This is a genomic window from Craurococcus roseus (genome assembly GCF_039523795.1).
GTDB lineage: Bacteria > Pseudomonadota > Alphaproteobacteria > Acetobacterales > Acetobacteraceae > Craurococcus > Craurococcus roseus.
In genome coordinates this window covers 44,635-67,076 of the sequence record NZ_BAAAFZ010000050.1, presented here as the reverse complement: position 1 = coordinate 67,076, position 22,442 = coordinate 44,635, and the positions used below count along the sequence as shown (strand labels likewise).

At 73.2% G+C, this 22,442-nt stretch carries 16 protein-coding genes; 11 read left to right on the top strand and 5 right to left on the bottom strand.

Going from position 1 to position 22,442, the window contains the following annotated elements:
* Positions 1-10: 10 nt before the first annotated feature.
* Entirely contained in the window at positions 11-1,423 is a 1,413-nt protein-coding gene (locus tag ABD067_RS16135; protein ID WP_343896373.1) for a homospermidine synthase, read from the top strand.
* Between the two features lie 57 nt (positions 1,424-1,480).
* Here the strand turns inward: ABD067_RS16135 and ABD067_RS16130 are convergent, their stop codons facing one another.
* Positions 1,481-2,455 carry a Bug family tripartite tricarboxylate transporter substrate binding protein gene (locus tag ABD067_RS16130; protein ID WP_343896372.1) on the bottom strand — a complete coding sequence of 325 codons (975 nt, stop codon included), beginning with the start codon at positions 2,453-2,455 and terminating at the stop codon, positions 1,481-1,483.
* A 202-nt stretch (positions 2,456-2,657) separates the two neighbouring features.
* On the opposite strand from ABD067_RS16130, the gene ABD067_RS16125 reads away from it, so the two are divergent.
* The gene (locus ABD067_RS16125) at positions 2,658-2,978 is read left to right on the top strand and encodes a hypothetical protein (protein WP_343896371.1); all 321 of its coding nucleotides are present in this window, start codon (positions 2,658-2,660) and stop codon (positions 2,976-2,978) included.
* Here the strand turns inward: ABD067_RS16125 and ABD067_RS16120 are convergent.
* Positions 2,975-3,637, bottom strand: a complete 663-nt coding sequence (locus tag ABD067_RS16120; RefSeq protein ID WP_343896370.1) for an MBL fold metallo-hydrolase — start codon at positions 3,635-3,637, stop codon at positions 2,975-2,977. The two genes, ABD067_RS16125 and ABD067_RS16120, sit on opposite strands and share 4 nt — an antisense overlap.
* Before the next feature lie 115 nt (positions 3,638-3,752).
* On the opposite strand from ABD067_RS16120, the gene ABD067_RS16115 reads away from it, so the two are divergent.
* The 6 genes from ABD067_RS16115 (at position 3,753) to urtE (ending at position 10,242) form a co-directional block, all read left to right on the top strand.
* Positions 3,753-4,721, top strand: coding sequence for a DMT family transporter (locus tag ABD067_RS16115; RefSeq protein ID WP_343896369.1), 969 nt, complete (start codon positions 3,753-3,755; stop codon positions 4,719-4,721).
* Between the two features lie 149 nt (positions 4,722-4,870).
* Positions 4,871-6,133: an urea ABC transporter substrate-binding protein gene (gene urtA, locus ABD067_RS16110; RefSeq protein WP_456305255.1), complete on the top strand. Its 1,263-nt coding sequence runs from the start codon at positions 4,871-4,873 to the stop codon at positions 6,131-6,133.
* Between the two features lie 28 nt (positions 6,134-6,161).
* On the top strand, positions 6,162-7,706 hold the full coding sequence (gene urtB / locus ABD067_RS16105; RefSeq protein WP_343896368.1) for an urea ABC transporter permease subunit UrtB: 1,545 nt from the start codon (positions 6,162-6,164) through the stop codon (positions 7,704-7,706).
* 68 nt (positions 7,707-7,774) lie between these two features.
* Positions 7,775-8,806, top strand: a complete 1,032-nt coding sequence (gene urtC, locus ABD067_RS16100; protein WP_408871566.1) for an urea ABC transporter permease subunit UrtC — start codon at positions 7,775-7,777, stop codon at positions 8,804-8,806.
* Positions 8,803-9,540 carry an urea ABC transporter ATP-binding protein UrtD gene (urtD, locus tag ABD067_RS16095; protein WP_343896367.1) on the top strand — a complete coding sequence of 246 codons (738 nt, stop codon included), beginning with the start codon at positions 8,803-8,805 and terminating at the stop codon, positions 9,538-9,540. Before urtC ends, urtD begins: the two co-directional genes overlap by 4 nt.
* Before the next feature lie 3 nt (positions 9,541-9,543).
* Positions 9,544-10,242 (top strand): urea ABC transporter ATP-binding subunit UrtE, encoded by a 699-nt coding sequence (urtE, locus tag ABD067_RS16090; protein ID WP_343896366.1) that lies wholly within the window; start codon positions 9,544-9,546, stop codon positions 10,240-10,242.
* Here urtE and ABD067_RS16085 read toward each other — a convergent pair.
* Positions 10,232-11,131 carry an MBL fold metallo-hydrolase gene (locus tag ABD067_RS16085; RefSeq protein WP_343896365.1) on the bottom strand — a complete coding sequence of 300 codons (900 nt, stop codon included), beginning with the start codon at positions 11,129-11,131 and terminating at the stop codon, positions 10,232-10,234. The two genes, urtE and ABD067_RS16085, sit on opposite strands and share 11 nt — an antisense overlap.
* Positions 11,132-11,262: 131 nt before the next feature.
* Between ABD067_RS16085 and ABD067_RS16080 the strand changes: the two genes are divergently transcribed.
* From ABD067_RS16080 to ABD067_RS16070, 3 genes are read left to right on the top strand one after another with little or no spacing between them, the layout of a single operon-like run.
* The gene (locus tag ABD067_RS16080) at positions 11,263-12,282 is read left to right on the top strand and encodes a Bug family tripartite tricarboxylate transporter substrate binding protein (RefSeq protein WP_343896364.1); all 1,020 of its coding nucleotides are present in this window, start codon (positions 11,263-11,265) and stop codon (positions 12,280-12,282) included.
* Positions 12,170-13,543 carry a TRAP transporter substrate-binding protein gene (locus tag ABD067_RS16075; RefSeq protein ID WP_343896363.1) on the top strand — a complete coding sequence of 458 codons (1,374 nt, stop codon included), beginning with the start codon at positions 12,170-12,172 and terminating at the stop codon, positions 13,541-13,543. Before ABD067_RS16080 ends, ABD067_RS16075 begins: the two co-directional genes overlap by 113 nt.
* A gap of 3 nt (positions 13,544-13,546) precedes the next feature.
* Positions 13,547-16,534: a hybrid sensor histidine kinase/response regulator gene (locus tag ABD067_RS16070; RefSeq protein ID WP_343896362.1), complete on the top strand. Its 2,988-nt coding sequence runs from the start codon at positions 13,547-13,549 to the stop codon at positions 16,532-16,534.
* A gap of 213 nt (positions 16,535-16,747) precedes the next feature.
* Here ABD067_RS16070 and ABD067_RS16065 read toward each other — a convergent pair whose 3' ends face one another.
* Positions 16,748-19,567, bottom strand: a complete 2,820-nt coding sequence (locus ABD067_RS16065) for a [protein-PII] uridylyltransferase (RefSeq protein ID WP_343896361.1) — start codon at positions 19,565-19,567, stop codon at positions 16,748-16,750.
* Positions 19,564-22,311, bottom strand: a complete 2,748-nt coding sequence (mutS, locus tag ABD067_RS16060; RefSeq protein ID WP_343896360.1) for a DNA mismatch repair protein MutS — start codon at positions 22,309-22,311, stop codon at positions 19,564-19,566. Before mutS ends, ABD067_RS16065 begins: the two co-directional genes overlap by 4 nt.
* Between the last annotated feature and the right edge of the window lie 131 nt (positions 22,312-22,442).

Sequence of the window (22,442 nt, the reverse complement as noted above, 5' to 3'; positions counted from 1 at the left end):
GGTTCCACCGATGAAGCACGTTTCCTTTCCCGGCCGCTTGGTGATGCTCGGCTGCGGCAGCATCGGCCAAGGCGTGCTGCCCCTGATCCTGCGGCACATCGGCATGCCGAAGGACCGCATCACGGTCGTGACCGCCGACGCGCGCGGCCGCGACGTGGCGGCGGAGTACGGCGTGCGCTTCATCGAGGAGCCGGCGACCCGCGACAACCTCCGCGACCTGCTGGTCCCCCTGCTAGACCGCGACGACTTCCTGCTCAACCTCTCGGTGGACGTGTCCTCCGTGGCGCTGATCGAGCTGTGCCAGGAGATCGGCGCGCTCTACCTCGACACCTGCATCGAGCCCTGGCCCGGCGGCTACACCGACCCGTCGCTGACGCCCTCGCAGCGTTCCAACTACGCGCTGCGGGAGAGCGCGCTGGCGGTCGCCCGCAAGCACCCGAACGGCCCGACGGCGGTGCTGACCCACGGCGCCAACCCCGGCCTCGTCTCGCATCTGGTGAAGGAGGCGCTGCTCGACATCGCCCGCGACACCGGCCTCGGCGAAGCCGTGCCGGCCGACCGCGAGGGCTGGGCGGCGCTGGCCGAGAAGGCGGGCGTCAAGGCCATCCACGTCGCCGAGCGCGACACCCAGGTGGCGCAGCACCGGCCGAAGGAGGTGGGCGAGTTCGTCAACACCTGGTCCATCGACGGCTTCGTGGGCGAGGGCCGCCAGCCGGCGGAGCTGGGCTGGGGCACGCACGAGAAGGTCATCCCCGCCGACGGGCACAGGCACGAGTTCGGCTGCGACGCGGCCATCTACCTGCTGCGGCCCGGCGCGGGGACGCGCGTGCGGAGCTGGACGCCGTTGGAGGGGCCGATGCACGCCTTCCTGGTGACGCACAACGAGTCGATCTCGATCGCCGACTACTTCACGGCGAAAGGCGAGGACGGCTCCGTGCGCTACCGGCCGACCGTGCATTACGCCTACCATCCGTGCGACGACGCGGTGCTCTCCGTCCACGAGCTGGCGGGCAAGAACTGGCAGATGCAATCCCGCCAGCGCCTGATGATGGACGAGATCACCTCCGGCTTGGACGAGCTGGGCGTGCTGCTGATGGGCCACGCCAAGGGCGCCTACTGGTACGGCTCGCGGCTTTCCATCGAGCAGGCGCGCGAGCTGGTCCCGCACAACAACGCCACCAGCCTGCAAGTGACGGCGGCGGTGCTGGCCGGGCTGGTCTGGGCCATGGAGAACCCGCGTGCGGGCATCCTGGAGGCGGACCAGATCGACCACGCCCGCTGCATGGAGATCATGCGCCCCTACCTGGGCGAGGTGGTCGGCGTGTACTCCGACTGGACGCCCCTCCAGGACCGGAACTTCCCGTTCCCGGAGGAGTTGGACGAGTCCGATCCCTGGCAGTTCTCCAACGTCCGGGTGGTGTGAGGACACCCGCTCGATCCGCTGCTCCTGGCCAGCCGGCCGGGGGCGGCGGGACAGCCCTCACTCCACGCGCATCCCGGCGGCCCGCGCGATCTCGGCATTCGAGGCGACCTCGCGCTTCATGCGTGCGGCGAATTCCTCCGGCCCCTCGCCTTCCACGATCCCGCCCTGGTCGACGATGCGCTTGGCGATGTCGGGCCGCCGCAGGAGCCCCTGCACGTCGGCGGCGACCCGGCGCACGATCGGGTCGGGCATCCGGCCCGGGCCGACGAAGCCGTACCATGGGCTGGTGTCCGGGATCTCTAGCCCGAGTTCCGCCAAGGTGGGCACGCCAGGCAGCACCTCCGAGCGGTTCGGTCCGGCGATGACCAAGGGGCGGAGCTTGCCGTCGCGCACCAGGCCGATGGCGCCGGAGAGCGTGCTGAAGGTGATGGGTATGCGGCCCCCGATCACGTCCTGGAGCGCGGGCGCCGCGCCCCGGTACGCCACGTTGGTCAGCTCCACCCCGGCCTTGCGCCGGAACAGCTCCATCGCGAAGTGCCCGGACGCACCGACGCCCGACGAGGCGTGGGTGAGCCCTGGCGGCTTCTTCGCCGCCGCCACGACCTCCGCCACCGTGCGGTAGGGCTGGTCCGCCCCGGTGAAGAGAACGGTCGGCGAGTTGTAGAGCAGCACGATGGGCGTGAAGTCGTTCAGCGTGTCATAGGGCAGCTTCGCGTGCAGCGCCGGGTTGCTCGTGTGGGTGCTGGCACACAGGAACAGCGTGTAGCCGTCGGGCGGCGATTTCGCGACCAGCTCGGCGGCGATGATCTGGCTGGCGCCGGCGCGGTTCTCGATGACGAGCGGCTGGCCCCAGAGCTGCTGCAACGGTTCCTGCAACAGGCGCCCGCCGAAGTCGGTGGGGCCGCCCGCGGGGTAGCCTATGATGAGGCGGACGGGGCGGTCGGGCCAGTTCCCTTGCGCGCGCGAGGGGCGTCCGGCGGCGACGGCGCCTGCGGCGAGCGCCAACGCGGCGCGGCGCGTCGATTCCGGCATCGTTGCCTCCCTCTTTGCGCCGTGTGCGGGCGCGGAGGCCCGCCCGGCGTGGTTGCGGCGGAGCGTCCGATGCCGCCGCGCGAGGGTCAAGCGCGGCCGGGATGCCTGCCGCGGCATCCGCGCGCGGCTTGTTGCGACCGGGCCTTGTGGATCGCCGGCGGTGGCCGGGCTATGTCCTTGCGCTGTCGCAAGGAGAAGCGTGGTGCTGCGTGACCTCGGGCAATGCTGCGTCGCCGCCCTCGCCTTGGACGGCCCGGGGCGCGGCGAGATGGGCGAGGCCGTGCGGCTCCTGCGCGGCGCGGGAGCCGAGGTACAGGTGGTCTCGGCCCGCGATGGCGACGGGATGCCGGTCGGCCGCGCGGAGCCCGACCTCTACGACGCGGTGCTGCTGCCCTGCGCCGTGACCGACCTCGGGCGATGGGACGCGGACGGCGAGGCGGCGGCCTTCGTTGAACACTTCCTGCGCTCTGGCAAGCTGGTCCTCGGCTTCGCCGCCGCCGCGTTCGACGGCGCGGGAGGCTAACCGCCGGCGCGCAGGAAGGGATTGCGCAGCCGCTCCTGCCCGAAGGACGAGCCGGGCCCGTGGCCGCAAAGGAACACGATGTCGTCGCCGAGCGGCAGCAGCTTGCTCCGGATCGAAGAGATCAGCGCCGGCCCGTCGCCGTAGGGGAAGTCGGTGCGGCCGACCGAGCCCTGGAACAGCACGTCCCCCACCAGCGCGAACCGCAGCGCCGCGTTCACGAACACCACGTGCCCGGGCGTGTGGCCGGGGCAGTGCAGCACCGAGAACGGGAGGCCCGCGACCTCCACCTCGTCGCCCTCGGAGAGCCAGCGGTCCGGCAGCACGTCGCGGGCGCCCTCGATGCCGAAGCGCGCCGCCTGCTCGGCCAAGCCTTCCAACAGGAAGCGGTCGCGCTCGTCCGGGCCGATGATCGGCGGCGCCGTCGGCCGGCCGGCGGCGAGCGCGTCGCGCAGCTCCGCGGCCCCGCCGGCGTGGTCCATGTGGCCGTGCGTCAGCAGGATGCGCTCGACGGTCGCGCCCGTTTCGCCGACGGCGGCCATGATGCGGTCCACGTCGCCGCCCGGGTCCACCACGGCGCCCCTGCCGGTGTCCTCGTCCCACAGCAACGCGCAGTTCTGCTGGAACGGCGTGACCGGGATGACCGCGGCCTTGAGGCCCATGCCGGCGCCCTTTCTGCCCTGACGAGCGGCGAACCCTAGGCAGCGCTGCGGCCGCCGGCAAGGCGGGCAGCGGGCGGGCTGGACCGCCGGCTGCCCGCGATGCAAACCCCGGCCCATGTCCGGCCAAGCCCGCCCGCGGGGCGTCCTTTCCGCGGGCGGTGCCGGCGGCGCGGCGCTGCCGCCCCGCGCCGTCTTCGCCATGCTGCTGCTCTGCGGCGCGTGGGGCTTCAACATGGTGGCCATGAAGGTCGGCACGGAGGGCATCCCGCCCGTGCTGCAAGCGGGGCTGCGCTCCGCCGTGGCTGCGCCGCTGCTGCTCCTATGGTGCCGCTGGCGGGGCGTGGACCTCGGCGGCTGGCGCCGGGACGGCACGCTCCTACCAGGCTTGGCGATCGGCGCGGTGTTCGGGCTGGAGTTCCTGTTCCTCTACACCGGGCTCGGCTTCACCACCGCGTCGCGCGCTGTGGTGTTCCTCTACACCGCGCCGTTCTTCGTGGCGCTGGGCGTGCATTTCCTGTTGCCGGACGACCGGCTGACGCCGGCCAAGGCCGCCGGGCTGGGCGTCGCCTTCCTCGGCCTCGTCACGGCCTTCGCGGAGGGCTTGCTGGCGCCGGGGGGCGAAGCGACCCTGCTCGGCGACGCGATGTGCCTCCTGGCGGGCGCGCTGTGGGCGGCCACGACCCTGATCCTGAAGGCGACGCGGCTGCGGTCCGCCACGCCGGCGCTAGCGCTGCTGTACCAGCTCGTCGTGTCGGCGCCGCTGCTGTTGCTGGCCTCCGTCCTGTTGGGCGAAGGCTTCGCCTTGTCCCTCACGCCGCTGGTCGCGGCCGCCTTCCTGTACCAGGCGGTCGGCGTGGCCGCGGTCAGCTACCTCGCTTGGTTCTGGCTGATCGCGCGCCATTCCACCTCGCGCCTTTCCGCCTTCAGCGTCCTGACGCCGATCTTCGGCGTGCTGGCGGGCGTGGCTTTGCTCGGCGAGCGGGTGGGGCCGCTGTTCGGGGTGGCCGTCGCGCTGGTGGCGGCCGGCCTCTGGCTGGTGAACCGGCCCGACGGCCGCGGCGGCGCCACGGCCCGGTCTGCCTAGGGTTTGCGCAAGCGGGGCCTGGGAAGACTCGGGGATGCACACGGCTGGGGCATGGCGCCGTTCCGGGGCGCCGATAGGCAGCGAACCCTAGCGTGGCACAGCTTTCGCATCGCTCCTCTCGCCGCGCAAAACGACGGAGGGGAATGCCGATGACCACGAACGCCGCCGCCCATCACCCCATGACGCGCCGCGCCGCGCTGGCGGCCGGCCTGGGCGCCGCCGCGCTGGCCGGGCCGTCGATCCGCCCGTCCTTCGCCCAAGGCGCGCCGATCAAGGTGGGCGTGCTGCATTCCTTGTCCGGCACCATGGCGATCAGCGAAACGGCGCTGCGCGACACCGTCCTGATGATGGTGGAGTGGATCAACGCCCGCGGCGGGCTGCTCGGGCGGCGGGTCGAGGCCGTGGTGGTGGACCCCGCCTCCAACTGGCCGCTCTTCGCCGAGAAGGCGCGCGAGCTGCTCCAGGTGGCGAAGGTGGACGTGGTGTTCGGCTGCTGGACCTCGGTGTCCCGGAAGTCGGTGCTGCCGGTGTTCGAGGAGCTGAACGGCCTGCTGTTCTACCCCGTGCAGTACGAGGGCGAGGAGCAGTCCCGCAACGTCTTCTACACCGGCGCCGCGCCGAACCAGCAGGCGATCCCGGCCGTCGAGTACCTGATGAGCGCCGACGGTGGCGAGGCCAAGCGCATCGCGCTGCTCGGCACCGACTACGTGTACCCGCGCACCACCAACCGCATCCTGCGCGCGTTCCTCAGCAGCAAGGGCATCGCGGACGCGGACATCATGGAGGAGTACACGCCGTTCGGCCACTCCGACTGGCAGGGCATCGTCTCCCGCGTGAAGCGCTTCGCCGGCGAGGGCAAGAAGGCCGCCATCGTCTCCACCATCAACGGCGACGCCAACGTCCCCTTCTACCGGGAACTCGGCAACCAGGGCATCAAGGCGGAGGACATCCCCTCCGTCGCCTTCTCGGTGGGCGAGGAGGAACTGGCCGGCATCGACACCAAGCCTCTGGTCGGGCACCTCGCGGCCTGGAACTACTTCATGAGCGTGCAGTCGCCGGCGAACGACGAGTTCAAGAAGATGTGGAGCGCGTACATCAAGAATCCGCGCCGCGTGACCAACGACCCGATGGAGGCCACCTACACCGGGTTCAGGATGTGGACGCAAGCGGTGGCGAAAGCCGGCACGACCGCCGTGGACCCGGTGCGCGAGGCGATGTACGGCCAGAAGGTGGACGCGCCCTGCGGCTACGCGGAGGAGATGCACCGCAACCACCACCTGTCCAAACCGGTGATGATCGGCGAGGTGCAGGCGGACGGCCAGTTCAACATCGTTTGGAAGACGCCCGCCGCCATCCCGGCGGAGAACTGGTCCCCCTTCATCCCGGAGAACGCCAACCGCCGGCGCGGGTGAGAGCCGCCGCTCCGTTCCGCCGAAGAGCATGGGAAACCTGATCCGGGCCGTCCTGGTGCTGCTCGCCCTCGCCCTCCCGGCGGCGGCACAGGGGCAGGACGCCTTCGACGCGGCCCTCGCCGGCCTCGCCGGCAACTTCAACCAGCAGGCCGAGGCGGTGGAACGGCTCGGCGCGCTCGGCGACCCGCGCGCCGTGCCGGTGCTGCGCGCCCTTGCCGACGGCCGGCTGCTCAAGCGCCCAGACGGCGGCGGCGTGGTCCAGCCCAGCGAACCGGCACCGCCGGGGGCCGAGCCGGTTCGCGTCAACAACCGCGTCCGCGTGGCCCTGCGCGGGGCGCTCGGGCGGCTCCAGCTCGTTTCGCCCGACCCAGGCGAGCGCCTCGCCGCGGCCGAAGCGGTATTCCGCAGCCGCGACGCCGCGAACGCGCCGCTGCTGGAAGCGGCCCTGGCGCGGGAGTCGGTGCCGCGCATCCGCGCGCAGATGGAGCTCTCCCTCGCCGCCTCCCGCCTCGTCGCCGACGACGGGGAAGCAAAGCGCGCCGCCGTCTTCGCGCTCGGCGCCACCGCCAGCACCGACGCGCGGGCGCTGCTGCTCGAAGCCCGCGCCGCCGATCCCGGCCTCTCCGCCGAGATCGAGGCCGCCGTCGCCGCCATCGACCGCCGGCTGGCGCTGCGCCGCGCGGCCGAGACGCTGTTCCAGGGCCTCTCGCTCGGCTCCGTGCTGCTGCTGGCGGCGCTGGGCCTCGCCGTCACCTTCGGCGTGATGGGCGTCATAAACATGGCGCACGGCGAGATGGTGATGCTCGGCGCCTACACCGCCGTCGTCGTGCAGGAAGCGCTGCGCGGCGTGCCGGCCCTGCTGCCCTGGTCCCTGCCCTTGTCCGTGCCCGCCGCCTTCCTCGTCACGGCCCTGGTCGGCGCGGCGATCGAGCGCGGCTTGATCCGGCACCTCTACGGCCGGCCGCTCGAAACCCTGCTGATGACCTTCGGCGTCGGCATGATCCTGCAACAAGCGGTGCGGACCCTGTTCGGCGCGCAGAACCGGGACGTGACGAGCCCGGCCTGGATGCAGGGCACCCTCACCCTGCCCGGCGGCGTGGCGGTGACGCAGAACCGCCTCTGGATCATCGTCTTCGGGTTGGCGGTGCTGCTCGCGGTGGTGGCCGCCATCCGCCTGACGCGCTTCGGGCTGGAGATGCGCGCGGTGGTGCAGAACCGGCGAATCGCGGCCACCATGGGCATCCGCACCGGGCGGGTGGACGCGCTGACCTTCGCCTTCGGCTCGGGCGTCGCCGGCATGGCCGGGGTGGCGCTGTCGCAGATCGATAACGTTTCGCCCAACCTCGGCACCGGCTACATCATCGACAGCTTCATGGTGGTGGTGTTCGGCGGCGTCGGCAGCCTGGCGGGCACGCTGGTCGGCGCCATGACGCTGGGCGTGGTGAACAAGGTGCTGGAGCCCTGGGCCGGCGCGGTGCTGGCCAAGGTGGCGGTGCTGGTGGCGCTGATGCTGTTCATCCAGCGCCGCCCGCGCGGCCTCTTCGCGCTCCGCGGCCGGGCCGCCGACGCGTGAGCGCCACCGTGGCTTCCCCTGCGGCGCCACGGGCCGCCGGCAGGGCGCGGGACGTCCTGCGTTGGGCGCTGGTCGGCGCGGTGCTGCTGCTGGCGCTGCTCCCGATCCTTAACCGCTTGCCGGCGGACAGCGCCCTGCACGTCTCGGACTTCGTCGTGTCCGTCACCGGCAAGTGGATCACCTACGCCGTCCTGGCGCTGGCGATCGACCTCGCCTGGGGCTACGCCGGCATCCTCTCGCTCGGCCACGGCGCCTTCTTCGCGCTCGGCGGCTACGCCATCGGGATGCACCTGATGCGCCTGATTGGCCCGCGCGGCGTCTACGGGCATCCCGTGCTGCCGGACTTCATGGTGTTCCTCGGCTACCGCGAGTTGCCCTGGTACTGGCTCGGCTTCGACCACTTCCCCTTCGCGCTGCTGATGGCCTTGGCCGTGCCGGGACTCCTGGCGGCGGTGGTGGGCTTCCTCGCCTTCCGGAGCCGCATCACCGGCGTCTACTTCTCCATCATCACCCAGGCGTTGACCTACGCGCTGATGCTGGCCTTCTTCCGCAACGACATGGGCTTCGGCGGCAACAACGGCTTCACCGACTTCAAGGAGCTGTTGGGGATGCCGCTGAACACGCCGGGCGCGCGGGCGGCGCTGTTCTACGCCTCCCTCGCTTCCCTGCTCGGCGCCTACTGGATCTGCGCCCGCGTGGTCGGTTCCAAGCTCGGCCGGGTGCTGGTGGCGGTCAGGGACGCCGAGAGCCGCTTGCGCTTCCTCGGCTACGACACCACGCGCATCAAGCTCTTCGTCTTCGTCCTCTCCGCCGTGCTGGCCGGGCTGGCGGGCGCGCTGTACGTGCCGCAGGTCGGCATCATCAACCCCGGCGAGTTCAGCCCCGGCAACTCCATCGAGGCCGTGGTCTGGGTGGCGGTGGGCGGCCGCGGCACGCTGGTCGGCGCCGTGCTCGGCGCCTTCTCCGTCAACGCGCTCAAGACGTGGCTGACCTCCGTGGCGCCGGACCTGTGGCTGTTCGCGCTCGGCGGCCTCTTCGTCGCCGTCACCCTGTTCCTGCCGCGCGGCCTGGTCGGGCTGCTGCGGAGGCGCGAGCCTTGAGCGCCCCGGTCCTGTACCTGGACGGCGTCTCGGTCGTGTTCGACGGCTTCCGCGCCCTCGACAACCTGTCCCTGGTCGTGGAGCCGGGCGAGCTGCGCGCCGTCATCGGCCCGAACGGCGCCGGCAAGACCACGATGATGGACGTCATCACCGGCAAGACCCGCCCCAGCGCCGGGCAGGTGCGCTTCCGCGACCACGACCTCACGCGGCTGGACGAGGCCGCCATCGCCACCCTAGGCATCGGCCGCAAGTTCCAAAAGCCCACGGTGTTCGACGCGCTGACGGTGTTCGAGAACCTGGAATTGGCCCTGAAAGCGCCGCGTGGTCCCCTGGCGTGCCTGCGCTGGGCCCTGTCCGGCGAGGCGCGCCGCCGGGTCGAAGCCGTGCTGGACGAGACCGGCCTGTCCGCCCGCGCGCAGGACCGCGCCGCCATCCTCTCGCACGGCCAACGGCAATGGCTGGAGATCGGGATGCTGCTGATGCAAGACCCGGAGCTGCTGCTGGTGGACGAGCCCGTCGCCGGGATGACCGACCAGGAGACGGAGCACACCGCCGCCCTGCTCCGCCGCATCGCCGGCACCCGCAGCGTGGTGGCAGTGGAGCACGACCTCGAGTTCGTCCGCGCGCTCGGCCGCCGCGTCACCGTGCTGCACGAGGGGAGCGTGCTCTCGGAAGGCAGTATTGACCACGTTCAGAACGACCCGCGCGTGGTCGAAGTCTACCTGGGGCGCTGATCGGTGGCGCTGCGCGTCGAAGCCCTGGACCTCTCCTACGGCGCCAGCCGGTGCCTGCGCGGCGTGTCGCTGGAAGCCGACCCCGGCCGCATCACCTGCGTCCTCGGCCGCAACGGCGTCGGCAAGTCGAGCCTCATGCGCGCCATCGTCGGCCTGGAGCGCGCGCAGTCCGGCCGCATCGTCTGGGAAGGCCGAGACATCGCCGCCATGCCCCCGGCCGAGCGCGCCCGCGCCGGCATCGGCTACGTGCCGCAAGGGCGCGAGATCTTCCCGTTCCTGACGGTGCAGGAAAACCTGGAAACCGCGCTCGCCGCCGCCTCGCGCGGCGCCCGCTTCGTGCCGGAGGAGGTCTTCGCCCTGTTCCCTGTGCTGAAGCAGTTCCTCCGCCGGCGCGGCGGCGACCTGTCCGGCGGCCAACAGCAGCAGCTCGCCATCGCCCGCGCGCTCACCGCCCGCCCCCGCCTGCTCATCCTCGACGAGCCGACCGAGGGCATCCAACCGAGCGTCATCAAGGACATCGCCCGCGTGATCCGCCACTTGGCCCGGGACCGCGGCCTCGCGGTGGTGCTGGTGGAGCAATACTTCGAATTCGCCCGCGACCTCGCCGATCGGGTCGCCGTCATGGTGCGCGGCGAGGTCGCGCTCCGCGGGCCGGTGGGCGAACTGGAGGACGAGGCGGTTCGCCGCCTGCTCACGGTGTGAGGGCGGGGCCCTCCCGCATCTTCACCGGGATGCGCAAGTAGCGCACGCCGTTGCTCTCGGCGGGCGGGAAGCGCCCGGCGCGCATGTTCACCTGGATGGAGGGCACCAGCAGCGCCGGCGGCGACAGCTTCGCGTCCCGCGCCTCGCGCATGGCGATGAACTCCTCCTCCGTGGTGCCGTCCTTGACGTGCGGGTTGCGCGCCCGCTGCTCCGCCACCGTGCTCTCCCAGGCGTAAGCGTCGCGCCCCGGCGCCTTGTAGTCGTGCGCCGTGAACACGCGCGTCGCCGGCGGCAGGTCCAGCAGCCGGCGGATGGAGCGCCACAGCGCCCGGGCGCTGCCGCCCGGGAAGTCGCAGCGCGCGGTGCCGTAATCCGGCATGAACAGGGTGTCGCCCACGAAAACCGCGTCGCCGATGCGGTAGGCGACGCAGGCCGGGGTGTGGCCGGGCACGTGCATGACCCGGGCCGTGAGCGAGCCGAGGGCGAACTCCTCGCCGTCGCGGAACAGGCGGTCGAAGTCGCCGCCCTCCGGCGCCAAGTCCTCGGCGTTAAACACCGGGCGGAAGATGGTCTGCACGTCCTTGATGCGCTCGCCGATGCCGATCGGGGCGCCGGTGCGCGCCTTCACGTAGGGCGCCGCGGTCAGGTGGTCGGCATGGACATGGGTCTCCAGCACCCAGTCCAGCGCGACGCCCTCGTCCCCCGCCGCGCGGAGCACAGCGTCGGCGCTGGCCGTGCCTGCTTCGCCGCTGCGGTTGTCCCAATCCAGCACCGGATCGATCACTGCGCCCCGCTTGGTGGCCGGGTCCCACACCAAGTAGGTGACGGTGTTCGTCGCCTCGTCGAAGAAGGCCCGGACCGCCGGGCCGCCGGTCGCCGCCGCAACCATGCTCCCCTCCCTGTTTGGGCCGGGAGCATGCCGGATCGGCGCCGAGGCTTGCAAAGGCCACCCCTTCCCTGCCGGCCGGCGCCGGTGCTTCCTTGCGCCCGGCAAAACGACACACACACGGGAGGACACGGATGCGCCGACGCCTTTTCCTTACCGCGGGCGCCGGCTCGCTCGCCGCCGCGGTGGCGGCCGGGCGGCCCGCCGCCGTCCAGGCCCAAGGAACCGCCTTCGCGCCGGCGTCCAAGCCCGTCACCGTGGTGAGCGGCTATTCGCCCGGCGGCTCCACCGACATCGCCGCCCGCCTGCTCGCAGACCGCTTGGCCGCCCACCTCGACCCTGCCGCCCGCGTGGTGGTGGAGAACCGGCCCGGCGCGTCCGGCGTGATCGCGGCCGACTGGCTGCGCCGGCAAGCGCCCGACGGCCACACCGTCATGCTGGCCGAGACCGGCTCCCACGCCATCGCCCAGAACGCCCTGGTCGGCTGGAACAAGTACGACGCGGTGGCGGATTTCACCCACCTTGGCGTGATCGGGACGCCGCCGCTGATCCTGGTCGCCAACAACGCCTTCGCCGCCGCCACCCCGGCGGCCACTGTCGCCAAGCTGCGGGACGCGCCGCGTGGCAGCGTCACCTACGCCACCTCCGGCGTCGGCGGCATCCTGCACCTCGCGACCGAGATGCTGGCGCAGCACCTGGGCACGCAGTTCGTCCATGTGCCCTACCGCAGCGGCGCCCAGATGATGCAGGCCATCCACACCGGGGAAGCGCAGTTCGGCATAGCCGCCCTCGCCTCCGCCAACGCCATGGTCCGCGACGGGCTGGCGCGCGGCGTCGCCGTCACGGGCACGGAGCGCTTCCCCACCTATCCCGACACCCCGACCTTGGCCGCGAGCGGCGTTCCCGGCTTCGAGTTCACGCACTTCTACATCCTGGCCGGGCCTCCCGGCATGGCGCCGGCGGTGTCGGAAGCCCTGAACCGGGCGCTGGTCGCCTCCCTGGCCGAGGAATCGCTGCGCGACCGCATGCTCGCCGCCGGCCATGATACGTGGCGGGCCCCTAACGGGCCGGCCGAAGCCCGTGCCTTCGTGGAGCGCGAGGTGGCGCGCTACCGCGAGATCGTGCGGCGCACCGGCGTCCGGCTGGAGTCCTGACCGGCGGCCGGGCAGCGGCCCGACCACCTTCCTCGCCGTTCCGCAACCAGAACGCGATAATCTTCGAGGCCGTCGCACGCGAGATAGTGCGGCGCGCACCGGAAAGTTGTGCTACGCCGGCGTTGAGGTGACGGAGGTTGCGGGACCGAGTGAAATGACGTGCCCAATCAGCCCATTCCGGACGCGTTCCCGGGCCTTCTTCGCCGCCGGGCCGCTCCTGGCCCTCGGGGCGGCGCTGCTTTTCGCGCCGCCTCCGGCCGTCGCCGCGGGCGATTCGCAACCGCCGTCCATACGCCTCCGGGTGGCGGGCGGCCTCGCCGACCTCCGCCAATATGTCCGGCACGAGCAGCCGTTCTGGAGCCGGCGCGTGCCGGAGCTGACGGGCGGGCGGGTCAAGGTGGAAATCGCCCCGTTCGATCGCAGCGGCATCCGTGGGCAGGAGATGCTCCAGCTCATGCGGCTTGGGGTCGTCCCGTTCGGGAACGTGCTCCTCAGCCTCGCCGCCGCGGACGATCCGGAGCTGAACGGCATCGACCTGCCGGTGCTCAACCCGGACGTGGCGAGCCTGAGGCGCACCGCCGCCCTGTGGCGGCCGGGCCTCAAGGCCCTCCTCCGGGACCGCTACGCGGTGGAGCTGCTGGCCGTGTACACCTACCCCGCGCAGGTGGTGTTCTGCCGCCGCCCCTTCTCGGGCCTGTCCGACCTCGCCGGGCGCCGCGTCCGCACCTCGTCGGTCGGGCAATCGGAGCTGGTCTCCGCCCTCGGCGCGGCGCCTGTGGTGATCCCCTTTGCCGAGACCCTAGGGGCGATGCGCAGCGGCGTGGTGGAATGCGCGATAACCGCCGCCATGTCCGGCAACGCGATCGGCCTGCACGAGCTGACGTCGCACCTGTCGCGCTTGGCCGTCGGGTGGGGCGTTTCGGTCTTCGCCGTCAACCGCACAACTTGGCTGGCGCTGCCGGAAGACGTGCGGACGAGCCTCGGCGAGGGGCTGCGGCAGCTCGAAGACGAGATCTGGCGGTCGGCGGAGGTCGAAACGGAGAACGGCTTGGCCTGCAACGCCGGGTCTGACGACTGCGTCGACGGCCGGCGCGGCCGCATGACGATCGTGGAGGAACGGGACCAGGACGAGGCGCTCCGGGCGCAACTCCTCCGGGACGTGGTGCTGCCGAGTTGGGTCCGCCGCTGCGGCGCCGGCTGCGCCGAGACTTGGAACCGCCACATCGCCCCGGCGCTCGGCCTTTGGGCCAAGGAGCGGTAGCGGGTGCTGGCGCGCGGCCTCCGGTTCGCGATCGGCGTCTCGGTCGCCGTGCTGCTGCTGGCGGTCCTGACCGGCGCCGCGCTGCTCGTCGAGCGGATGCACCGCACGGCGGATGCCGCCGCGCGGGCCACGGTGCAGCGGGTGGCGCGCGTGGCCGAGGGCGCGCTCAACCGGCACCTCCTGTCGGTCGACGGGACGCTCGCCGGCCTCCCCGCGCTCCTGGCCCACCTCGCGCGCGACCGCCGCCTGGACGCGCAAACGGCCGACCGGCTGCTCCTGGAACTGGACTTCCAGAACTTCCAATTCCGCGACCTGCTCCTCTTGCGCCCCGACGGCACCACATGGGCGGCGGCGCTGCCGGCCTCCCGCGAACGGCCGCCGCCCTTGCCGCCCGGCGCGTCGGCCATCCGGCCGGGCCAGGGGGCGGTTTCGATCCTTGGCCCGGTGCGCAACCCCTTGACCGGCGAATGGGCGCTGTTCCTCGGCCGGCCGGTCGAGGTGCCCGAGATCGGGGAGATGCTGGCGCTGGCGGAGGTGCCGGTGCCGCTCCTCGCCACCGTGCTGGGCGCCGCCGGCGAGCAGGAAGGGTTGCGCATCACCGTCGAAACGGCAGAAGGGAGGCTCTTGGTCAGCCAGCCGCACGACGAGGCGAGGGTCGGCGAGCGGCTTTCCCGCGCCACGGCCGACATGCCGACGGACGGCTCGGCTTTCGCCATGCACAGCCGCTTCTCCGACGCTCCGGTCGTCGCGTCGGCGCGGGCCACGCTGTACTCCGACGTGGTTGTTGTGGCGACCTTGGAAAAGCACGCCGCCTTCGCGGAGTGGATGCTGGACCGGAAGCGCGTCCAACTCGTGGCTGCCGCGGCCGCCCTGATGCTGGCGGCCCTGGCCTTGGCGCTCCTGGCCGCCCTCCGTCAGCGGGAGAAGATCGAGGCTGAACGGGCGCGGGCGCGCCGGGTGCTGGAGAACGCGATCGAAGCCATGTCCGACGGCTTCGTCATGTTCGACACCTACGACAGGCTGGTGGTCTGCAACCGCCGCTACCGCGAACTCTACGCCGTCAGCGCCCCCTTCATCCGACCCGGGGCGCTGTTCGAGGACATCATCCGCGAGGGCGCCAAGCGCGGCCAGTACCCGCAGGCCGGCAACGACATAGACGGCTTCGTCAGGGACATCACGGCGTGGCACCGCGGCGACCACGCGCCGATGGAGCGCTTGCTGCCCGACGGGCGCTGGCTCCTGGTGACGGAACGGCGCACCGAGGACGGCGGCACGGTGGGCATCCGCACGGACATCACCGCCCTCAAGGCCGCGTTGGCCGACACCGCCGCGGCGCGCGACGCGGCGCGGAGCGCGACGGAGGCGAAATCCCGGTTCTTGGCGCACATGAGCCACGAGCTGCGCACGCCCCTGAACGGCGTGCTCGGCCTGGCGCAGGCGCTGGCCGCCGACCCCGCGCTCGCGCCGGCGCAGCGGGAACGCGCGCGCACCTTGGAGGCGGCCGGCCGCCACCTCGTCGCGGTCGCCAACGACGTGCTGGACCTCGCCAAGATCGAAGCCGGGCGGTTCGAGCTGCGGCCGACGCCTGTTTCCCTGCCCGACCTCGTCCGGGAATGCGTCGATTGGGTGCGCGCCACCGCGGCGGACAAACGGCTGACCCTGCACGTCGCGGTTTCCTCGGACGTCCCGCGCGTGGTGGTGGCCGACGGGACGCGGCTGCGCCAGCTCGTCCTCAACTTCCTCTCTAACGCGGTGAAATTCACGTCTTCCGGCGGCCGGGTGGAACTGCGCGCAACCGCCGCGCAGGCGGCCGACGCGTCCGGGCGCGTGCCCGTCAGGATCGAGGTGGGCGACGACGGGCCGGGGGTGCCCGAAGCGCTCCGCACCGAAATCTTCGGCGATTTCGTCCAGCTCGGGGAAAGGCCCGACAGCGCCGGCCTCGGCTTGGCCATCGCCGCGCACATCGCGGCGCGCATGGAAGGGCGCATCGGCTGCGAAGCGAATCCCGCGGCGCCCGCGGGCCGCGGGGCGCTGTTCTGGACGGAACTGCCGCTGGAGCCCGCCCCCGCGCCGGCGGATGGGGGACAACCGGCCGCCGAGCGCGGAGGGGCCGAAGGCGGCGCGCCGCGGGAGCGGTCGCTGCGGGTGCTGGTGGCCGACGACGTGCCGGCCAACCTCGCGGTGGTGCGCGCCCTGCTGGAGTCGGCGGGGCACAGGGTGAGCTGCGTCAGCCGCGGCGAGGACGCGGTCGCGGCGGTGGCCGACATGCCCCATCCGCCATTCGACGCCGTGCTGATGGACGTGATGATGCCGGGGCTCGACGGGCGGGAAGCGACCAGGCGCATCCGCGCCCTCCCGGGCGCAGCCGGCCGCGTGCCCGTGCTGGCGGTCACCGCGGGCGCCTTCCCCGAGGACATCGCGGCGTGCCGGGCCGCCGGCATGGACGCGCACCTTGCCAAGCCGATCGAGCGCGGCGCGCTCCTCGCGGCGCTCGATGCGGCCGTGGCGCGCCTTCCCGGCGCGTCCCCCGGGCGGGACTGCGGTGGCGGCGCGGCCGCCGGCGCGGCGGAGCCGCCGCCTGTCGCGGCGCTGCCCATCCTGGCGCGCGCCGCCGCGGCGATGATCGTGGTGCCCGGTCTCGACCGGCGCGCCTCGCTGTCCCTCGCCGGTGAGTTCGTGGACGAGATCAAGGCCGCTGCGACGCTGCTCGCGGACCTCCCAGACGACGCCGGGCCGGCCTTCGCGCAGCCCGCGCACCGGCTGGCCGGGGCGGCGGCCACGCTTGGGGCGGAGCGTTTGGCCGGGGCGGCGCGGCGGTTGCACTCGGCGCTGGCCGCCCCCGCCGCAGAGCCGGAACACGGCGGCACCGCGCGGCCGGGCGCCGTGGCGCTGCGGCGCGAGGTGTTGGACGTCGCGGCCGAGACCGTCGCGGCGTTGCAGGCCGCCCTGGCCGAGCCGGCGGACGACCGCCGGAACGCCGCCCTGGTGTAGCGAAGGCCGCCGCGTGGCGGCGGCCACCCGGGCCCGGGCCGGTGGGGCGAAAACGAGAAGCGCGCCGTGCCCCCCATGGAGAAGTGCGTGTCGACCTTCCCCGAGCGCGGGGACCGGAGCGCCATGGCACGATCCCCTTTCTACCGGCCGGATCGGTCCGGGACCGGTCGCCGCGCCGGAACGCCGCGCCTCGGACCTCCGGCCCGGAGCGCCTCAGCCCGCGGCGCTCGTCGCCGGGCGCACCGGCGCTTCCTTGGCGGGGTCGGCCGGCGGCGCCAGGGCGGTTTGCAGCGCCGCGCGCAGCGCGTTGAGCTTGCGCTCGTTCTCCACCTTCAGCCCGAACACGTCCTTCACGTAGAACACGTCCACCGCCCGCACGCCGTAGGTGGTGATGTGGGCCGAGGCGATCTGGAGCCCCTGCGCGCTGATCGCTCCCGTGACGTCGTGCAGCAGGCCGGGCCGGTCACGGCAGTTCACCTCGATCACGGTATGGGTGTTGCTGGCATGGTTGTCGAACACGACCCGCGGCGGCACCGTCACAGCGCGCAGCCGCGCCGGCTCCCGGCGGACCTTGCGGATCTCCTCGCGCAGGCGCAGTTGCCCGGACAGCGCTTGGGACACGAGCGCCGACAGCCGCGCCAGCCGGTGCGGCTGGTCGAAGGCGCCGCCCGCCGCGTCCTGCACCCAGAAGGTGTCGAGCGCCATGCCGTTGGTCAGCGTGTGGATGCGCGCGTCCACGATGGAGGCGCCGGCCACCGCGAGCGCCCCCGCGATTCGGCTGAACAGGCCGGGGTGGTCGGCGGCGTAGACCGTCACCTCCGTCACCGCGCGGGAGTCGAGGACGCGGGTGCGGAGCGTCAGCGGGACGCCGGACGCTTCGGCCTCCCGGACCAGCGCCGCGTGGCGGGCGTGGGTCTCGGCGTCGAAGGACAGCCAGTAGCCCGGATAGCCGAGGCCGAGGAAGCGCTCGCGGTCGGCCCCTGGCCAAGCGGCGAGCAGCGCCGCGGCCGAGTCCCGGGCCCTCGCCACGCGCACGTCGCGTTCGGGCACCGAGAGGCCGCCGGCCAGCACCTCCGCCACGCGCCAGTACACCTCGCGCAGCAGTGTCGCCTTCCAGCCGTTCCACACCTTCGGCCCTACGGCGCGCATGTCGGCCACCGTCAGCACCAGCAGCAGCCGCAGCCGCTCGGGCGATTGCACCAGGTCGGCGATGTCGAGGATGGTCTTCGGGTCCTCGATGTCGCGCTTGAAGGCGCTCTGGCTGATCAGCAGGTGGTGCAGCACCAGCCAGGACACCGTCTCGGTTTCCTCGGGCGTCATGCCGAGGCGCGGACAGACCTCCTGCGCGATTCGCGCGCCCAGTTCCGAATGGTCGCCGCCCCGGCCCTTGGCGATGTCGTGCAGCAGGGTCGCCATGTAGAGGGCGCGGCGCGAGTGGACCTGGCCGATGAGCTCGCTCGCCACCGGCGCCACCTCCGCCAGCTCGCCACGTCCGAGCTGCTCCAGCACGCCGACCGCTTGGATCGTGTGCTCGTCCACGGTGAACACGTGGTAGGTGTCGAACTGCATCAGCCCGACGATCCGCCACCATTCGGGGATGAACCGGGACAGGAACCCCGTCTCGTTCATGAAGCCCAGCCACTGCGCGGCGCCGCGGCCGGTGAGCAGGTCGAGGAAGAGGCCGCTCGCCTCCGGCTCGCCGCGCAGCCGGGCGGCGTGGTGGGCGTTGCGGATCAGCGCCCGCACCGCCAGCGGGTGGATTTCCAGCCTGCGATCGCGGGCCGCGCGCAGGATGCGCAGCATCAGCACCGGCTCGCGCGAGAAGTCGCGGTTGGGCGGCGCCGCCACCAGCTTGCCATCGGCCAAGGCCAAGCCCGCCGCGGCCAGCGCGGCGTTCCCCTGCTTGCGGGCCGCCGGCGGCCCCAGCGCCGCGCGCTCGATGGCGGGCTCCAGCACGCGGGTCAGCCGGTTCACGTCCCGCACCGTCAGGAACAGGTGCTTCATGAAGCGCTCGACGCCGTCCTGCCGCCCGCGCGGCGCGTAGCCCATGCGGGCGCCGACCACCGGCTGCAGGTCGAAGGTCAATCGCTCCTCGGCGCGGCCCGCGACGTAGTGGAGGTGGAAGCGCACGGTCCAGAGGAAGTTCCAGGCGCGGCGGATGGCGCGCGCCTCGTGCTCGGACAACAGGCCGCCGCCGGGGCTGTCCGGCCCCACCAGTTCCGGCATCCGCTCCGTGCCGAAGGCGTAGCGGGCGAGCCAGTAAAGGGTTTGGAGGTCGCGCAGGCCGCCACGTCCCTCCTTGACGTGCGGTTCCACCATGTACGGGCTGTCGCCGTACCGCGCGTGCCGGGCGGCGCGCTCTTCCCGCTTCGCGGCCAGGAAGGGGGCGAGACCGCGCTCCCGCCGGGCGCGGTCGAACACGTCGCCGAAGCGGTCGAAAACGGCCCGGTCGCCCACCAGGAAGCGCGCGTCCACCAGCGCGGTGAGCACGCTGGTGTCGCGCCCCGCTTCGGCCATGCACTCGCGGACGCTGCGGGTCGCGTGGCCGACCTTCAGCCCCAGGTCCCAGAGCAGGTACAGAACAAACTCCACCAGCCGCTGCGACCGCGGCCCCGCCGTCCCTTCGGTGAGGAAAAGCAGGTCTATGTCCGAAAACGGCGCCAGCACGCCCCGCCCGTAGCCGCCGGTCGCCACCAGCGCGAAGGGCGGCTCTTCGGCCGGGATGGCCGCCGGCACCATCGCTTGGGCGTAGGCGTGGATGGCCTGCATCAGACCATCGGACAGCGCCGCCAGCCAGCGCGCGGCGGCGAGGCCCGAGAGCTGGCGCGCCTCAAAGGCGGCTTGCACGCTCTCCTGGATGCCCCCGAGGTGCCGGCGCAGCAGGTCCAGCGCCACCTCGCGCCGCACCGGACCGCCGCTCCCCGCGCTTCCGGTCAGTTCCGCGATGAGGTCGGGGATGATGAGGTTGACCTCGGCCAACGCCGGCGCGCGGCGCGCCGACGGCCCGTCGGGAAGGGCGGCCGCAGGTTTCATCCCGGTGAACTTAGCGCGTGCTGCGGCGCAAAAACAGCGTCGTCAAGCATGGATCGCAGCCGGTAAAGCGCTTCTTGCGCTTCCCGTGGCGAAAGGGCGTCCGGATCGAGCACGGCCAGGGCCTCCAAGGCCGGGTGGTGCCGGCCCTCCGAAACCTCTTCCGGCTCCGGCTCCACTGCCGGGGCCGCCGCCCGCGACAGCAACGGCAATTCTTCCGAAAGCGGTTCAAGCCCTCGCGCCCGCTCTTCCAGCGCTTCCAGCACCGCCCCCGCTCGGGCCAGCACCGCCTTCGGCACCCCGGCGAGCCGGGCCACGTGCAGGCCCCAGCTCCGCTCCGCCGCGCCCGCGCCGACGCTGTGCAGGAACACCACCTGCCCGCGCCATTCCCGCACCCGCATGGTGGAAAGGGACAATTCGGGGAGGCGTCCCGCGAGCGCCGTAAGTTCGTGGAAATGCGTGGCGAAGATGGTGCGGCAGCGCAGTCGGTCGTGCAGCGCCTCCAGCACCGCCCAGGCCACGGCCAGTCCGTCCCAGGTGGCGGTCCCGCGCCCCACCTCGTCCAGCACCACCAGGCTGCGCGGCCCCGCCTGGTTCAGGATGGCCGCCGTTTCCGCCATTTCCACCATGAAGGTGGAGCGCCCCCCGGCGATGTCGTCCGCCGCGCCGACGCGGGAGAACAGCCGGTCAACGAGGCCCAGGCGCGCCGACTCGGCAGGCGCGAACATACCGGTCTGGGCCAGCACGGCGACCAGGGCGTTCTGCCGGAGGAAGGTTGATTTGCCCGCCATGTTCGGGCCGGTGAGCAGACACACCCGCCGGCCGGGCGAAAGGTCGCAATCGTTGGGCACGAAGGCGCCGCCGCCCGCCTTGGTCCCCGCCCGCGCCAGCGCCGCGGCCACCACGGGGTGCCGCCCGGCCGTCACCGCGAAATCCGGCCGGTCCTCCACGATCTCCGGCCGGCACCAGCCGCCTTCCGCCGCCAGCGCGGCCGCGGCGGCGTGGACGTCCACCTCGGCCAGCGCCGCCGCCGCCCCGCCGATGCCGGCGGCAGCGCCGAGGCAGAGGCCGCGCAGGTGCCGGGCGATCTGCCGCTCGCGCTTGGCCGCCGCATCGCCGGCCTCGGCCAGCTTGCGGTCCAGGTCGGCCAGCGCGGCGCAGGTGAAGCGGTGCCCGTTCGCCATGGTCTGCCGGTGGACCGGCGCCAGCGGTCCCGCCGCGCCCTTCGGCGCCTCGCGCAGCAACTTTTCGCCGGCCGCGGCCGGCACCTCGGCCAGATAACCGAATTGCTGGTGGTGCCGGACCTTCAGGCTCGCCACACCCCAGGCCTGGGCGAGGTCGAGTTGCATGGCGGCGATGGCGCCGCGCGCGTCGTCCCGCAGCCGGCGCAGCCCGTCGAGCTGCCCGTCGTACCCGGCGGCGACCAGCCCAGGGTCGTCCAGCCGCGCCGGCAAGGTTTCCACCAACGCCCGTCCGAGTTCCGGTGCCGGGTCCGGCTCGGGCCGGAGCGCCGCCGCCGCTTCCCGCAAGAGCGGCGGCAGGGCCGGGCCCGCCGCTTCCAAGGCGGCGGCACCGGCGGCGGCGCGGCCGAGCCCGTCGCGGATCGCCGCCAAGTCGCGCGGCGCGAAGCGGTCGAGCGAGAGCCGGCCCAGGGCGCGCGCCATGTCGGGCGCGCCGCGCAGCGCGTCGCGCACCGCGGTCCGCAGCGGCGCCGAGGCCAGCAGCGCCGCCACCGCGTCGTGCCGGGCGAGCACCGGCCCCGCTTCCGCCAGCGGGCAGGCTAGGCGCGAGGCCAGCTCCCGCCCGCCCGCGGCGGTCAGGGTGCGGTCCACCGCGCCGAGCAGGCAGTCGCGCGTGTCGCCGCGCTCGCTACGGAGAATCTCCAGGCTGCGCCGGGTGGCGGCGTCCATCTGCAACACGCCCTTCGTCCCCCGCGGCATCGGGCGCGACAGGTGCGCGAGGGCTTCGGGGCCGCCGCGCTGCGTCGTTCGGACATAATCCAGCGCCATCGCCGCCGCGGACACCTCCGCCGCGGTGTAGGCGCCGAAGCCGTCCAGGGTGGCCACGCCGTAGGCGGCCGCGACCAACCCGGGCGCGTCGCGCGGCGGCACCGCCTCCGTCGCGCGCTCCCCGGCGAGCGCGGGCAGGACCGCGGCCAAGTCGGGCGGCGCCAGCAGTTCGGCGGGTTCCAGCCGGGCCAGCAAGCCGGGGAGGTCGGCGGCTGCGGGCAGCGATTCCGTTTCGAAAGCGCCGGTGGAGACGTCGAGCCACGCGGCGCCGACCGCGCCCCCCTCACCCGGCGCCAGGGCCAGCAGCCAAGCGGGGCGGGCGGCCTCCAACAGCGCGTCCTCGGTGACGGTGCCCGGCGTCACCAGCCGCACCACCTCGCGCCGCAGCGTCGACGCCTTGCGCTTCTTGGCCTCCTCCGGCGTCTCCATCTGTTCGCAAACCGCGACCCGGAAGCCGCGCCGGATCAGCCGCGCGAGGTGGGCTTCGTGCGCGTGGGCCGGGACGCCGCACATCGGCACCCGCTGGCCGCGGTGCTCCCCGCGGAAGGAGAGCGCCAGGCCGAGCGCCTCGGACGCCGCCTCCGCGTCGGCGAAGAACAGCTCGAAGAAATCGCCCATGCGGAAGAAGAGCAGCGCGTCCGGGTGTTGCGCCTTGGCCGCGAACCACTGCGCCATGGCGGGCGAGGCGCCCTCGGCGGGAGGCACCGGGCCGAGCGCCGGGGCGGGTGGGGAGTCCATGCCTGCCTTCCTAGAGCAGGACTCGCCGCCCTGGGAACAGCCGAGGGGCCCGGCGGGCGGGGCGGCGGAACGTGTCGCCGCCGGACTTCCGCGAGCCGGCGGCGGCTGCAAGACTGGCCGGCCGGGCCTCC